11 protein-coding genes are annotated in these 12,437 nt (G+C 67.0%); 1 reads left to right on the top strand and 10 read right to left on the bottom strand.

Annotated elements, in window-relative coordinates:
* Nucleotides 1-16: 16 nt before the first annotated feature.
* From ACIGJC_RS19125 to ACIGJC_RS19110, 4 genes are all read right to left on the bottom strand, one after another.
* On the bottom strand, nucleotides 17-1,180 hold the full coding sequence (locus tag ACIGJC_RS19125; protein WP_483713677.1) for an acyl-CoA dehydrogenase family protein: 1,164 nt from the start codon (nucleotides 1,178-1,180) through the stop codon (nucleotides 17-19).
* Nucleotides 1,181-1,201: 21 nt separating this feature from the next.
* Nucleotides 1,202-2,413 (bottom strand): CaiB/BaiF CoA transferase family protein, encoded by a 1,212-nt coding sequence (locus ACIGJC_RS19120; protein ID WP_483713675.1) that lies wholly within the window; start codon nucleotides 2,411-2,413, stop codon nucleotides 1,202-1,204.
* Nucleotides 2,414-2,804: 391 nt separating this feature from the next.
* Nucleotides 2,805-3,971 carry a porin gene (locus ACIGJC_RS19115; RefSeq protein ID WP_483713674.1) on the bottom strand — a complete coding sequence of 389 codons (1,167 nt, stop codon included), beginning with the start codon at nucleotides 3,969-3,971 and terminating at the stop codon, nucleotides 2,805-2,807.
* Nucleotides 3,972-4,399: 428 nt separating this feature from the next.
* On the bottom strand, nucleotides 4,400-5,239 hold the full coding sequence (locus ACIGJC_RS19110; protein ID WP_483713673.1) for an enoyl-CoA hydratase/isomerase family protein: 840 nt from the start codon (nucleotides 5,237-5,239) through the stop codon (nucleotides 4,400-4,402).
* A gap of 325 nt (nucleotides 5,240-5,564) precedes the next feature.
* Here ACIGJC_RS19110 and ACIGJC_RS19105 point away from each other — a divergent pair, with 325 nt between their 5' ends.
* Complete coding sequence (locus tag ACIGJC_RS19105; protein WP_483713672.1) at nucleotides 5,565-6,758, top strand: acyl-CoA dehydrogenase family protein; 1,194 nt, start codon at nucleotides 5,565-5,567, stop codon at nucleotides 6,756-6,758.
* Nucleotides 6,759-6,923: 165 nt separating this feature from the next.
* Here the strand turns inward: ACIGJC_RS19105 and ACIGJC_RS19100 are convergent, their stop codons facing one another.
* The 6 genes from ACIGJC_RS19100 to ACIGJC_RS19075 all read right to left on the bottom strand — a co-directional run bounded on the left by ACIGJC_RS19100 (nucleotide 6,924) and on the right by ACIGJC_RS19075 (nucleotide 12,416).
* The gene (locus ACIGJC_RS19100; RefSeq protein WP_483713671.1) at nucleotides 6,924-7,925 is read right to left on the bottom strand and encodes a Bug family tripartite tricarboxylate transporter substrate binding protein; all 1,002 of its coding nucleotides are present in this window, start codon (nucleotides 7,923-7,925) and stop codon (nucleotides 6,924-6,926) included.
* Nucleotides 7,926-8,036: 111 nt separating this feature from the next.
* Complete coding sequence (locus tag ACIGJC_RS19095) at nucleotides 8,037-8,492, bottom strand: MaoC family dehydratase (protein WP_483713670.1); 456 nt, start codon at nucleotides 8,490-8,492, stop codon at nucleotides 8,037-8,039.
* A 23-nt stretch (nucleotides 8,493-8,515) separates the two neighbouring features.
* Complete coding sequence (locus ACIGJC_RS19090) at nucleotides 8,516-9,676, bottom strand: acyl-CoA dehydrogenase family protein (protein ID WP_483713668.1); 1,161 nt, start codon at nucleotides 9,674-9,676, stop codon at nucleotides 8,516-8,518.
* 32 nt (nucleotides 9,677-9,708) lie between these two features.
* Entirely contained in the window at nucleotides 9,709-10,911 is a 1,203-nt protein-coding gene (locus ACIGJC_RS19085; protein WP_483713667.1) for an acyl-CoA dehydrogenase, read from the bottom strand.
* Nucleotides 10,912-10,972: 61 nt separating this feature from the next.
* Complete coding sequence (locus ACIGJC_RS19080) at nucleotides 10,973-11,884, bottom strand: SDR family NAD(P)-dependent oxidoreductase (protein WP_483713665.1); 912 nt, start codon at nucleotides 11,882-11,884, stop codon at nucleotides 10,973-10,975.
* Nucleotides 11,871-12,416: an AMP-binding protein gene (locus ACIGJC_RS19075; protein ID WP_483713664.1), complete on the bottom strand. Its 546-nt coding sequence runs from the start codon at nucleotides 12,414-12,416 to the stop codon at nucleotides 11,871-11,873. The genes ACIGJC_RS19080 and ACIGJC_RS19075 overlap by 14 nt, the downstream gene beginning before the upstream one ends.
* Between the last annotated feature and the right edge of the window lie 21 nt (nucleotides 12,417-12,437).

Here is a 12,437-nt window from a genome sequence, read left to right as displayed (position 1 = left end):
CGTATCCGGATGAGTCTTAGCGAAGCCCGAGCGAGCGGGCGATGATGCCGCGCAGGATCTGGCGCGTGCCGCCGCGCAGCGAGAAGCTCGGGCAAAGCTGCGTGATGTAGGCGAGCGCGCGTTGCAGCGTCTCCGACGGCTCAAAGTCCGGCATCTGCTCGATGGCCGAGGCGATCCATCCCGGCACGGTCTGCTCGAACTCGGTGCCGAGGTCCTTGACGTAGGCGGCGTCGATCTCGGGGTTCTGGCCCTTGTCGAGCAGGTCGGCCACGGCGAGCGACATCGCCCGCAGCGCGGCCAGGCGCCCGGCGATGCGGCCGGCGATGACCTTCACCGAATCGGGCGCGGGGAGGCCCGACGCACGCACTTCGGCCAGCCACGTCTCGGCCAGCAGCTGGCTGGTCAGGATGCGCTCCGGACCGCTGCGTTCGAAGGCAAGTTCGGCGGTCACCTGCTTCCAGCCCGAGCCTTCCTCGCCGACGGTGGCGTCGGCGGGCAGGTCCACGTCCTCGAATACGACTTCGCAGAAGTGCGCGTCACCGGCGAGGTCCTTGATCGGGCGGTAGCTGATGCCGGGCAGGCTCAGGTCGATCAGTACCTGCGACAGGCCCTTGTGGCGGTCACCGTGCTGGCCCGACGTCCGCACCAGCGCGCACATGTACTGCGTGCGGTGGGCATTGGTCGTCCAGATCTTGCGGCCGTTCAGGCGCCAGCCAGTCTCGGTGCGCACGGCGCCGGTGCGCACGCTGGAGAGGTCGGAGCCGGTGTCGGGCTCGCTCATGCCGATGCACATGAAGATCTCGCCGCGCACCATGCGCGGGACAAAGAACTCGCGCTGCGCCGGCGTGCCGAACTTCAGGATCAGCGGCGCGGTCTGGCGGTCGGCGAACCAGTGGGCCGACACCGGCGCGCCGGCGGCGATCAGTTCCTCCACCAGCACGAAGCGGGCGAAGGCGCTGCGGCCGGCGCCGCCGTACTCTTTTGGCAAGGCGAGGCCGAGCCAGCCCTGTTTCGCGAGGGCGCGGCTGAAATCGGCGTCATAGCCCATCCAGGTGCGGGCGCGGATATGCGTCGGCACGTCGGCCAGCGTCTCTTCAAGGAAGGCGCGGATTGGGGCACGCAGCGCCTCATCCTCGGGCGGGATGGCGACGAGCGGCAGGGATTCGAGGCTTGTGGTCAAGGTGTAGCTCCGGATATGGCGTTACTGCGCGGCCGCGGCGAGCACGGTGGCGCCCTCCTCGGCCAGCTTGCGAATGTCGGCGGCGCTGTAGCCCGCCTCGGCCAGCACCTCGGCGCTGTGCTCGCCGAGGCGCGGGGCCTGGCGGGCAACCCGCGGCGGCGTCCTCGACCATTGCGACGGGATCGCCATCGAGCGGATCGCGCCTTCGGTGCGGTGCTCGACCACGTCGAAGAAGTTCACGGCATCGAGGTGCGGATCCGCCAGCAGCGAGTCGATGGTGTGAAGCTGCATCACCGGCATGTCGGCGGCTTCAAGCAATTCGATCCATTCGGCGGACGTGCGCGTGGGCATCACCTCGGCCACCATCTGGTACAACTCGTTGATGTGCTTGGTACGCTCGCCGATGGTGGCGAAGCGCGGGTCGTTGTCCATCAGGCCCGGCTTGCCGATCATGTCGAAGAACTTGCGCCACTGTTTGTCGTTGTAGACAAGCACGCAGACGTAGCCGTCCCTGGTGCGGTACGGGCGCCGGTTGTGGTCGAGAATGCGCGCGTAGCCGCTCGGGCCAATGGGCGGGTCGAAGGTCAGGCCGCCCATGTGGTCGCCCAGCACAAACTGCGCCATGGTCTCGAACATCGGCACGTCGATGGCCTGGCCTTCGCCGGTACGCTGGCGGTGGAACAGCCCGGCCGTCACGGCATTCGCTGCGGCGAGCGCAACGATGCGGTCGGCAATGGCGCTGGGGGCGTAGCGCGGCACGTCTGCGCCGGCCGTCTTGGCGAGCGAGGGAATGGCCACGGCGCCCTGGATCAGGTCGTCATAGGCCGACTTGGCGGCGTAGGGACCGCCCTGGCCGTAGCCGTACACGCCCACGTACAGAATGCACGGATTGATCTTCGCGATCTCCTCGTAGCCGAGGTTCAGCCGCGCCATCGCCTGCGGGCGGACGTTGTAGATGAGTACGTCGGCATCGGCGGCCAGGCGCAGAAGCGCCTCGCGCCCGGCGGGCTTCTTCAGATCCAGCACGACGCTGCGCTTGCTGCGGTTCACATGCAGGAAGATGCCGGCCATGCCGTCGTGGCGGCGAGGGCCCACGTCGCGCACGGTGTCGCCGGCGGGCGGCTCGACCTTGATGACGTCGGCACCAAGGTCGCCGAGGATCTGGGTGGCGTACGGTCCCATGAGGACCGTGGTCATGTCGATGATGCGGACGCCTTGCAGGGGGCCTGTCATGCTGCGGGCCCCTGTTGCCGCGATGCTGCGGTGTTCATGCTGTCTCCTCGAAACGGGTGAATCCATCGTACGTTTCGGGGAGACGTCGGAAAAATACTTTCGGTATTGCGAGCGATACACCGGCTGTATCGGCGGAACTTATCCGGTGTCAGGTCCCGCCAATACGTCGTCGAATCGCGCGGGAATGCCCATTACTGAGCACCCCCGCACAGATCCCGGCGTGCCCCATCTGGGCTATCGGGGCTCCTTGGCCGAGCCCCCGACGTTCCTCCATCGACGTTTCGCCGACCACCTCGCGGTGGCCTGCGCACGGCTCGGGGCCGATGGGGTTCGTCATTGCTTCATCGCAGTGGACTTGCGTCACCTGCTGCTTGCCGGTCTCCCGGCGCACTCAGAAGATGTGGCGGATGCCCGTGGTCACGCCAACCATGCCCTTCTGCCCGGCCGTCATCGGATAGCCGTAGAGGAACAGCGTCTGCGACGAGTCGAAGTTCAGGCCTGCATTGCGCGAATAGGCAGCCGTCACATAGATGTCAGTGCGCTTGGACAGGCTGTAGTCGGCAAGGAAGGACACTTGCCACGGGTTGGCCGGATTGCTGGCCGGGGCCGCAGGCGCCAGGCTCAATCGCTTGAAGTCCGCGTAGTAGTAGGCCAGCGACAGTCCCAGTGCGGCGGTAGCCTGGTAGTTGACGCCGGCCCAATAGTAATCATCGCGTGCAAGCGTATTGCCGTTGGCGAAGTCCACCTTGGCCCAGCGGTAGCCGGCCATGGCCTTGAACGGACCGGTTGAATAGCTAAGCGCCGCACCTGCCTTCCGGCTGTTGCCCTGCTGGCCGGAAGTCACGGTCGGGTGCCACTGGTCGTAGGCGATCGAGGCACCGAAGCCATTGCTGAAGTAGGACAGCGACGCGCCGTAGCCGTTATTGTCGCGGAATGCTCCCGGCGTTTCGCCGTTGCCGCCGTTAGCCAGCGCCTGGGCGCCGATCGCCGGCACGCCCACGCCGAACGAATAGTGAGCCACAGCCTGCAGCGGTCCGAACACGCCGACATACTTGACGACGTTGTCTTCGCGGTAGTTGGTGCCAAGCTGCCATGCCACCGGTTCATAAGTCGTGGCAAAGCGCAGCGGCGCAAAATTGGCCATGCCCTCGAAGAAGGACGTGTACTGGCGGCCCAGCATCAGCTTGCCGTAGGTGCTGTTCTGCAGGCCGACAAAGGCCTGGCGGCCGAAGAGGCGGCCGGACTGCAAGGTGCCGGTATCCGGGGCAAAGCCGTTCTCCAGGACGAAGATGGCGCTATTGCCCGCGCCAAGGTCCTCGGTCCCCCGCAGGCCCCAGCGCGATGGCGACAGGCCGCCCAGCGTGGGCATCGACAGACGGCTGCCGCCCGTAGTCGCAAAAACGGGCTGGCCGTTCACGACGGTAGGCTGGGCGTTCGCGACGCGATTCACATACTCGATCGAACCATCGATCACGCCGTACAGCGTCACGCTGGTCTGGGCCTGGGCTTCGCCTGCCACGGCCAGCAGTGCAGCAAGCGCAAGTTGCGATTTCCTCATTTTCCAGTCTTCTCCATTTGATTATTGACTCCACCCCCAATGCGGCCGGCAGGTGAAGGGATTCCCAAGCGCACGCTCCTCCGGGCATACGCAAACGGAAGCAGACCACGGGGCAGGCAGATGCAAGCCTACCCGTCCCGAGGCGTTGTGCCCACCCACAGACTCCCCCGGGTCGGGGGGCACGCAGTCGAAGGCAACTCGTGTAAAAAAACTCCGGCACGGGGCCGGAGCAGAGAAACCCGCAGCTCGAGCAGGCTGCGAGGTGGAGATCTGGCGCAGACCCCGATGTCCATGTTCCATCAGGTGTGAAACAGCCATGGCCAACCGCCCTCCCGCATGTGCCCTGCTGCGCATCGGCGCATGGGCCAGAGCCGGCTGTTGCAGGCGCGAGCGAACGAATCGGAAGGGTCGACATCGGCAGGCAGCCCTTATGCTTCGCGCGCGGCGCGCTCCCAGTCGAATCGCAGCCCTTCGCCGCGCAGGAAACTCCCGATGGCGTCGCGGTAGAACTGCGTGGAAGCGGCCAGTCCCTGCGCCTGCCCTTCCAGCGCGAACATGGTGTCGTAGGACGACTCGAAGGTGCCGTTGAGCGCGCGCTTGGTCAGGGCCACCGCATCGCGCGGGGCGTCGAGGAAGCGGGCGGCGAACTGGCGCGCCGCCGTCGGCAACGCGGCGGCGCCGTGGATCGCATGCACGATGCCGCGCTCGCGCGCCTCCTGCACCTCCATGCGCCGCCCGGTGTACATCAACTCCTTCGCCAGTCCCATGCCCACGGCACGCGGCAGGGCGTACATCGCGCCCATGTCGGGCACCAGCCCGATCTTGACGAAGGCCATCGAGAACGAGGCGCGCTCCGACGCCAGCACGAAGTCCGCCGCCAGCGCCAGCGAGAAGCCGGCACCGGCTGCCGGCCCGTCTACCGCGGCAATCACGGGCAGTTCGAGGTCGTGCAGGCGGCGCAGCCAGCCATGGATTCCGGTCAGCCGGCGACGCATGGCGGCCGGTTCGCGCACGGACGGATCGGGATCGTCAAGCAGATCGCGGATGGACCGGAGGTCGCCACCCGCGCAGAAGCTGCCGCCCGAGCCCGCGAGGATCAGCGCCCGCACCCCGCTGTCGGCCTCGACGAGGTCGAGCATGTCGGCATAGTCCTGCCGCAGCTCCAGCGAGAGCGCGTTGCGCGCCTCGGGTCGCTGGTGGGTGAACTCGGCAATGCCCTCGGAGATAGCGAGCGTGGCATGGCGTAGCGGGTATTGCCGGGATTGCATTGTCCTTCCTCCGATGATGGGAACGGCGCTGCTTGTGCAACGTTGACTTCCACTGCTTCGGCACTGCATGACACAGTGTCCCGTACAACGCGCGGCAGCGGTCCTACTCGACATGGGGGGATAGGGCGAGGCACCGGGATGCGATATCCCGCACAAGGGCCGGGAAGTCCGGAACGGGGCGACTGTCCCTGTCATAAGCGGACATATGGGGTGGCATGGGCCACCAGTGGTGGGGGGCGATGCACGCCCTTCTCTCCTCCAAGATGTCACCATCGCGACGGTCCGCAGCGGCGGACCGCGCGGCCGTGACATGGAGAGCATTCAGATGGACTTCCGCCCCGACCCCACCCTCGCCGAGTTCCGCCAGGAAGTACGCCACTTCCTGCAAAACAAGGTTCCCGCCGACCTGCCCCGCCGCGCGCACGGCATGCGCTCGCCGCGCGAGACCGTCATGCAGTGGCAGCGCGTGCTGAACGCGCACGGCTGGGGTGCGCCCTATTGGCAAAAGGAACACGGCGGCACCGGCTGGACCGTGCCGCAACGCCTGGCCTTCGACGAAGAATGTGCCGTCGCAGGCGTGCCTTCGCAGGACGGGTTCGCGCAGAAGCTGGTCGGCCCGGTGATCAACCACTTCGGCACGTCCGCGCAGAAGGCCGAGCACATCGGCGCCATCCTGCGTGGCGAGCGCCTGTGGTGCCAGGGCTTCTCGGAACCCGGCTCGGGCTCGGACCTTGCCTCGCTGCGCACGCAGGCCGTGCGCGACGGTGACGAGTACATCATCAATGGCCAGAAGATCTGGACCAGCTACGCCCACCACGCCGACTGGATCTTCCTGCTGGTGCGCACCGACACGTCGGCCAAGAAGCAGGCTGGCATCAGCTTCCTGCTGGTGGACATGAAGACGCCCGGCATTACCGTGCGCCCCATTATCAGCATCGATGGCTGCCACCACCTGAACGAGACCTTCTTCGACAACGTCCGCGTGCCGGTTGCCAACCTCATCAGCGAGGAAGGCAGCGGCTGGAAGGTGACCAAGTTCCTGCTCAACAACGAGCACGCCACCACCGCCGACCTGCCGACGCTGCGCCGCCTGCAACGCCAGTTGCGCGCCATGGCGGCATCGCCCGCCCGCAACCGCACCTTGGGCGAACACCACCAGTTCGCCCTGCGCCTGGCGCGCTGCGAAGCAGAACTGGAAGCCATCTCGGTCATGGTGCAGCGGGTGGCCGCGCTGGAGGCAGACCACAGCCCGGCAGCCCATGCGATGGGCTCGATGCTCAAGATCCGCGGCACGGAGCTGCAGCAGCTGATGGGACAGTTCCTCGTGGAAAGCCTGGGCGACTACGGACCCGTTGCCTATCCGTCCAGCCATGACGGCCATCAGGGCGAGCCGCTGCCGCAGCAAGAAGTGATGAGCGACATCGCCGCCGAGATGTTCTTCCGCCGCGCCACCACGATCTACGGCGGGACCAGCGAAATCCAGCGCGGGATCGTGGCGAAATCGCTGTTCGGGTTCTGATCGTCATTCCCGCGAAGGCGGGAATCCAGCGACTTTGAGAAGCGCTCGCGCTTCAAAGACACTGGGTCCCCGCCTACGCGGGGACGACGTGTCGGTTATTGGGAGCAATTCGGCATGGCCAGCGTGCGCCGGTCTCTCAGGGGAGAAAACCGGTGGCTCCACGGCTTACTCCGGCTGAATCCCCGCCACACCAATCATCTTCTGCCAGATCTGCTGATCGGCCTGCACCGCCGCACCCAGCTCCGCGCCAGTCCCCGGATTCGCCAGGCTTCCCCGTGCCGCATAATGCTTCTGCGCCTCGGGCGAGTTCACGAACTCGATGGTCAGCTTGCCGATCCGCTCGACGATCGGCGCGGGCGTGCCGGCGGGCGCGAACAGACCGCTCCAGTTGGTGCGCGACACGGCCTCCATCAGCTTCGGGTTCAGCATGCCCGCCTCCGACAACGTCGGCACGTCCGGCAGCACCGGCACCCGCCTCGGGCTGAGCACCGCCAGCGCCCGCAGCTTCTTCGACTGCACCAGCGTATAGGCCGCGCCGAACTCCACCATGCTGTAGTCCACCTGGCCGCCGACGAGGTCGGGCAGCAAGCCGGCAGTGGACTTGTAGGGAACATCCGTCGTCTTGATGCCTGCCGCCTCGTTGAATGCGGCCGACATCAGGCGATAGCCCGTGCTGCTGGAGCCGCCATTGATGGCGCCCGGCTTCGCCCGCGCGGCAGCCACGAGGTCCGGGATCGACTTGTATGGCGACTGCTCCGGCACGACCAGCGCAATCGGCAGCGAGGACATGCGCGCCACCGGCACGAAGTCCTTGTTGGGGTTGTAGGGCAGCTTCCGGTACAGGAACGGGTTGGCCGACATCGCGCTGGAAGCCGTGAGCAGCAGCGTGTACCCGTCCGGGGACGACTTGGCGACCGCGTCGCTCGCCAGGATCATGTTGGCTCCCGGCCGGTTCTCGACCACGACGTTCTGTCCGAGCCGCTCGCCCAGGAATTTCGCCAGCAAGCGGGTGTAGTCGTCGATGCTGGTGCCGGGGCTCGCCACGGACACAATGCGGATCGGGCGATCCGGATACTTGTCCGCCAGCGCGGGTCCAGCGCCGGCCAGCAGTGCCCCGCAGGCGATGGCGAGCAGGACGCGGCGGCGTGTCAGTTGGCTATGTGTCATCTCTTGTCTCCTCAAAGTCAGAAAGCCGCGCCGGTGCCCGGCGCGGCTGATCTCGTAACCTCGATGTTGCGCGGCGCCCCGTCTTACGTGCGCTAGGCTGCCGCACCATGTTCAGGGATACCGTCGCGTGATCGACTCGGCGATGCACACCGGCTTGGTGCCGCCTTCCCGCTCGACGATCATCTCCACCTTGGTCTGCGCGCCGCCACCGTCCAGCGCCTCGTACGACAGCAGCTTGAAGTGCGCGCGCAGCTTGCTGCGCACAGGCACCGGCGCCGGAAAGCGCACCTTGTCGAGACCATAGTTCACGCCCGTGCGGCTTTCCTCCACGCGATAGGCCGCATTCGAGAACTCCGGTAGCAGGCTCAGCGTCAGGAAGCCGTGGGCGATGGGGGCGCCAAAGGGGCCGTCCTTGGCGCGCTCGGGATCGACGTGGATCCACTGGTGGTCGCCGGTGGCGTCGGCAAACTGGTTGATGCGGCCCTGCTCGATGGTCACCCACTCGCTGGTGCCGATGATCTCGCCGACGAGCGGCTGGAGATCGCTGATCTTCTCGTAGACTTTCATGCTCTTGCTCACTCCTGATTTCGTTACGACAGTGCTTGCTGCAGCGACCAGGCGACCAGCGACTCGTGCAGGTCGGCGTTGCCGAAGATGGCGTCCGCCACCACGGCGCGCTTGAAGTAGTGGCCGACCGTGTATTCCTCGGTCATGCCGATGCCGCCGTGGAGCTGGATGCCCTGCCCACAGACGTACTTGGCTGCGCGCCCGATCAAGGCCTTGGCCTGGGACACCGCGTTCCGCACCTCCTCCGGCGTGCCGCTTTCCACCGCAGCCAGCAGCGCGTACAGCATGGAGCGCGCCACTTCCAGTTCCGCGGCCATGTCGGCCATGCGGTGCTGGAGCGCCTGGAAGCTGCCGATGGCCACGCCGAACTGCTTGCGCACCTTCAGGTACTCGGCGGTAATCTCGATGGTCTTCTCCATCGCGCCGACCAGTTCCGCGCACAGCGCGGCGGTACCATGCAGCAGGCCGAGGTCCAGCGCGGCCAGGCCGGAGCCCGGCTCGCCCAGCAGCGCGCCAGCGGGAACGAACACGCCGTCGAGCGTGACTTCGGCCGCCCAGCTGCCGTCGTGCAGCGGCAGCGCGCGGCGCGACAGGCCCGGCGCATCGCCTTCCACCACGAAGATGCGCAGTTCGGCGCCGTCGTGCGCGCTGACCGGCTGCGCGATGGGAGTCATGGCGGTGACCAGGAAGGCGTCGGCTTCGGGGCCGCCGAGCACGAGTGTCTTCACGCCGCGCAGCACGTAGCCGCCAGGCGCGGCCTCGGCGTGGGTGGCAATGGGCGTCGGCAGGCCGCGCGAGCCGGCTTCGCTGTAGGCGAGCGCGAGCTTGCGCGAACCGTCGGCCAGCGCCGGCAGCAGCGCTTCGCGCTGCGCGGGTGTGGCGCCGGCCAATAGCGTTTGCGCCGCGAGCACGGCGCAGCCGAGGTATGGCTCGATGACCAGGCCACGGCCAAGCTGGCCAGCGATCAGCACGGTGTCGAGCAGCGTGCCGCCGAGGCCGCCCTGCTCTTCCGGCAGCGCGGCGGCAAGCCAGCCGTTGCTGGCGAAGGTGTCCCAGTGCTTCGCGCTGCAGCGCGAGCCGGACTTGATCAGCGCGGTGCGGGCTTCGAAATCGTAGTCCCGGTCGACAAAGCGGCGCACGCTGTCCTGCAGCATCTGCTGCTCGGAGTCGAGATTGAAATTCATAGTCTGTGTGACTCAGTGTGACGTGGGGGGCTTCAAAGTTGGAACAGCGCGCGGGCGATGATGCCGCGCTGCACTTCGCTGGTACCGCCGTAGATGGTTGAGGCGCGGCGGAAGAACATCTCGCTGGCCAGGCCGCGCGCGATATCCTGCATCGGCAGCGGATCACCGGCGTCGGTCTCGGGCGGCGCGAAGGCCACCGGACCGAAGTCGCCGAGCGATTCCACGATGAAGCTGCTCATGCGCTGCTGCAGTTCCGTACCCCGCACCTTCAGGATCGATCCGAGCGCATGGGCGGCGGCGCCGTGGTCCTGCGCCTGCTCCAGCGCGGCCACGCGCTGTACCAGCATGGCGATGGCGGACAGGTCGGCCTCGAAGCGGGCTACCTGCTGGGCGAACTGCGGACGCTCGATCAGCGGACAGCCTTCGCCGTCGCGCTCTCGCGCCAGCATGCGGATCTGCACCATGTACTTGCGCAGCATTGGCAGATCGGCGGCCGTGGCGTGCTCGTTGTTCAGCAGGAACTTGGTGATCTTCCAGCCATCGCCCTCTTCGCCGATGCGGTTGGCAACCGGAACGCGCACGTTGTCGAAGAAGGTTTCGTTGAGGTGGTGGCAGCCGTCGATGGTGTGGATCGGGCGCACGGTGATGCCCGGCGTCTTCATGTCCACCAGCAGGAAGCTGATGCCGGCCTGCTTCTTGACCTCGGTATTGGTGCGCACCAGCAGGAAGATCCAGTCGGCCCGATGGGCGTGGCTGGTCCAGATCTTCTGGCCGTTGACAACGTACTCGTCACCGTCGCGCACGGCCTGCGTGCGCAGCGAGGCAAGGTCCGAGCCCGAGCCGGGTTCCGAGAAGCCCTGGCACCAGAAGCGCGTGCCGTTGAAGATGTGCGGCAAGTGCTCGGCCTTTTGCTCCGGCGTGGCGAATTCGTTCAGTACCGGGCCGAGCAGCTTCTGCGCGCCGGTGTCCTGAGTGGGCGTACCGGTGGCGGTGCATTCCTCGTCGAACACCAGCCGCTGCAGCACGCTCCAGCCGGTGCCGCCGTGGGCCTTCGGCCAGTATGGCGCACCCCAGCCGTTCTCGTTCAGGATGCGCTGCCACGGCGCGAGCTCCTCACGCGGGGAGCGCGTGCCGATGCGCAGGCGGCCGGCCAGTTCCGCCGGCAGCTTCGTGCGCAGGAACTGGCGCACATCGTCCCGGAAGGCCTCAAGACTGAGGTCTGGCTGAAAGTCCATGTCTTTGTCTCCTTGTCATGCTTTCGCCCCTGCCGTTCATGGGAGAGGCGAAAATCGTCCGTCAGACCGGGTCCCAGGCGAACGCGTCACGCGACAGGTCGAGCGGGAAGAACGACGGCTTGAACATCGGGATGGCGCGCTCCACGCAGGTCTGCACGGTCCAGCCGGCGTCGTTGTGGGCGGTGCGGATCGGGCGCGGCTGCGACATCAGGTAGATCTCGTTGCTGCGCACGCCGAAGATCTGACCATTGACGTCGCTGGCCTGGTCGGTCAGCAGGGCCAGCGTGAACGGGGCGATCTTGCCCGGCTCCATGCGCATCAGCACCTGCATGCGTGCCTTGGCTTCGGGCGTCTCGGTGGGGATGCTGCCGACCATGCGCGTGAAGGCGAACGGCGCGATGCAGTTCGAGCGCACGTTGAACTTCTTCATGTCGAGCGCAATGGCCTTGGACAGGCCGACGATGCCCATCTTGGCCGCCGCGTAGTTGGCCTGCCCCACGTTGCCGATCAGGCCCGAGGTCGATGTCATGTGCACGTAGGCGCCGCTTTCCTGCGCCTTGAAGTGCGGAGCGGCCGCGCGCGATACGTTCCAGGTGCCTTTCAGGTGCACGCGGATCACGGCGTCGAATTCCTCTTCGGTCATCTTGTGGAACATCACGTCGCGCAGGTTGCCGGCGTTGTTGACCACGCCGTCCACGCGGCCGTACAGGTCCATGGCCTGCTGGATGATCTTCTGCGCCGAGCCCCAGTCGGCCACGCTATCGGTGTTGGCCGCGGCTTCGCCGCCGAAGGCCTTGATCTCGTCGACGGCCTGCTGCGCGGGGCCGGCGCTGCCGCCGGAACCGTCGATGTTCACACCGAGGTCGTTGACGATGACGCGCGCGCCCTGGCGGGCGGCTTCCAGGGCGATGCCCTTGCCAACGCCGGCACCGGCGCCGGTGACGATGACAACCTTTCCTTCAAGTAAGCTCATGCTTTGTACTCCATGTGTCGAGGGGGTAAGTGTGGGGAAGCGGTGCGATGCCCGCCGAGAGCGCGCCGGCAAAGTCGTGCAGGCCCGGACGCTTCGGCGCGCTGCCGCAGACGATGCAGCCGTACAGGGTGCCGTCGTCGAGCAGCGGCGCGAGTTCCGGCAACGATGCTGGCGTGACGACGGCTGCGCGCGCTCCTGACCCAGGCGCGCGCGCGAACAGATCGAGCGGGACGGCCCGGGCGGCGCACCGCGCAATCGCGAACACGGCGACCGCCCGCTGCGGGCCGTCATCGAGTGACAGCAACACGCTGGCGCCCCCGCGCACGCCCAGCCGCTGTTGCATGTAGCCGGCGAGCATCTGGCTGGCGTCGAGCAGCTTGCCGTAGGACATGCCGCCAGCCGGGAACGCACTGGCATCGGGCGTCGCCGCCGCGCATGCTGCGAGCCGTGCAAACAGGGCCTCGCCAGCAAGCTCCGCGCATGGCGGAATGCCTTCAGGCCAGTTTGCGAGAGTCGGTGCGGATCGGGACATGGCGACGCCGTGCGGAGGTCT

The organism is Cupriavidus sp. C3SS-1, assembly GCF_057073755.1.
Note: the sequence above shows the minus strand (reverse complement) of the source record. Positions and strands in the feature narration are given on the sequence as shown.

What these genes read in the sequence shown, in the direction of transcription:
- ACIGJC_RS19100 (WP_483713671.1), bottom strand. Translation starts at nt 7,925, where the DNA reads ATGACACATAGCCAACTGACACGCCGCCGCGTCCTGCTCGCCATCGCC.
- ACIGJC_RS19105 (WP_483713672.1), top strand. Translation starts at nt 5,565, where the DNA reads ATGGACTTCCGCCCCGACCCCACCCTCGCCGAGTTCCGCCAGGAAGTA.
- ACIGJC_RS19095 (WP_483713670.1), bottom strand. Translation starts at nt 8,492, where the DNA reads ATGAAAGTCTACGAGAAGATCAGCGATCTCCAGCCGCTCGTCGGCGAG.
- ACIGJC_RS19085 (WP_483713667.1), bottom strand. Translation starts at nt 10,911, where the DNA reads ATGGACTTTCAGCCAGACCTCAGTCTTGAGGCCTTCCGGGACGATGTG.
- ACIGJC_RS19075 (WP_483713664.1), bottom strand. Translation starts at nt 12,416, where the DNA reads ATGTCCCGATCCGCACCGACTCTCGCAAACTGGCCTGAAGGCATTCCG.
- ACIGJC_RS19090 (WP_483713668.1), bottom strand. Translation starts at nt 9,676, where the DNA reads ATGAATTTCAATCTCGACTCCGAGCAGCAGATGCTGCAGGACAGCGTG.
- ACIGJC_RS19120 (WP_483713675.1), bottom strand. Translation starts at nt 2,413, where the DNA reads ATGACAGGCCCCCTGCAAGGCGTCCGCATCATCGACATGACCACGGTC.
- ACIGJC_RS19110 (WP_483713673.1), bottom strand. Translation starts at nt 5,239, where the DNA reads ATGCAATCCCGGCAATACCCGCTACGCCATGCCACGCTCGCTATCTCC.
- ACIGJC_RS19115 (WP_483713674.1), bottom strand. Translation starts at nt 3,971, where the DNA reads ATGAGGAAATCGCAACTTGCGCTTGCTGCACTGCTGGCCGTGGCAGGC.
- ACIGJC_RS19080 (WP_483713665.1), bottom strand. Translation starts at nt 11,884, where the DNA reads ATGAGCTTACTTGAAGGAAAGGTTGTCATCGTCACCGGCGCCGGTGCC.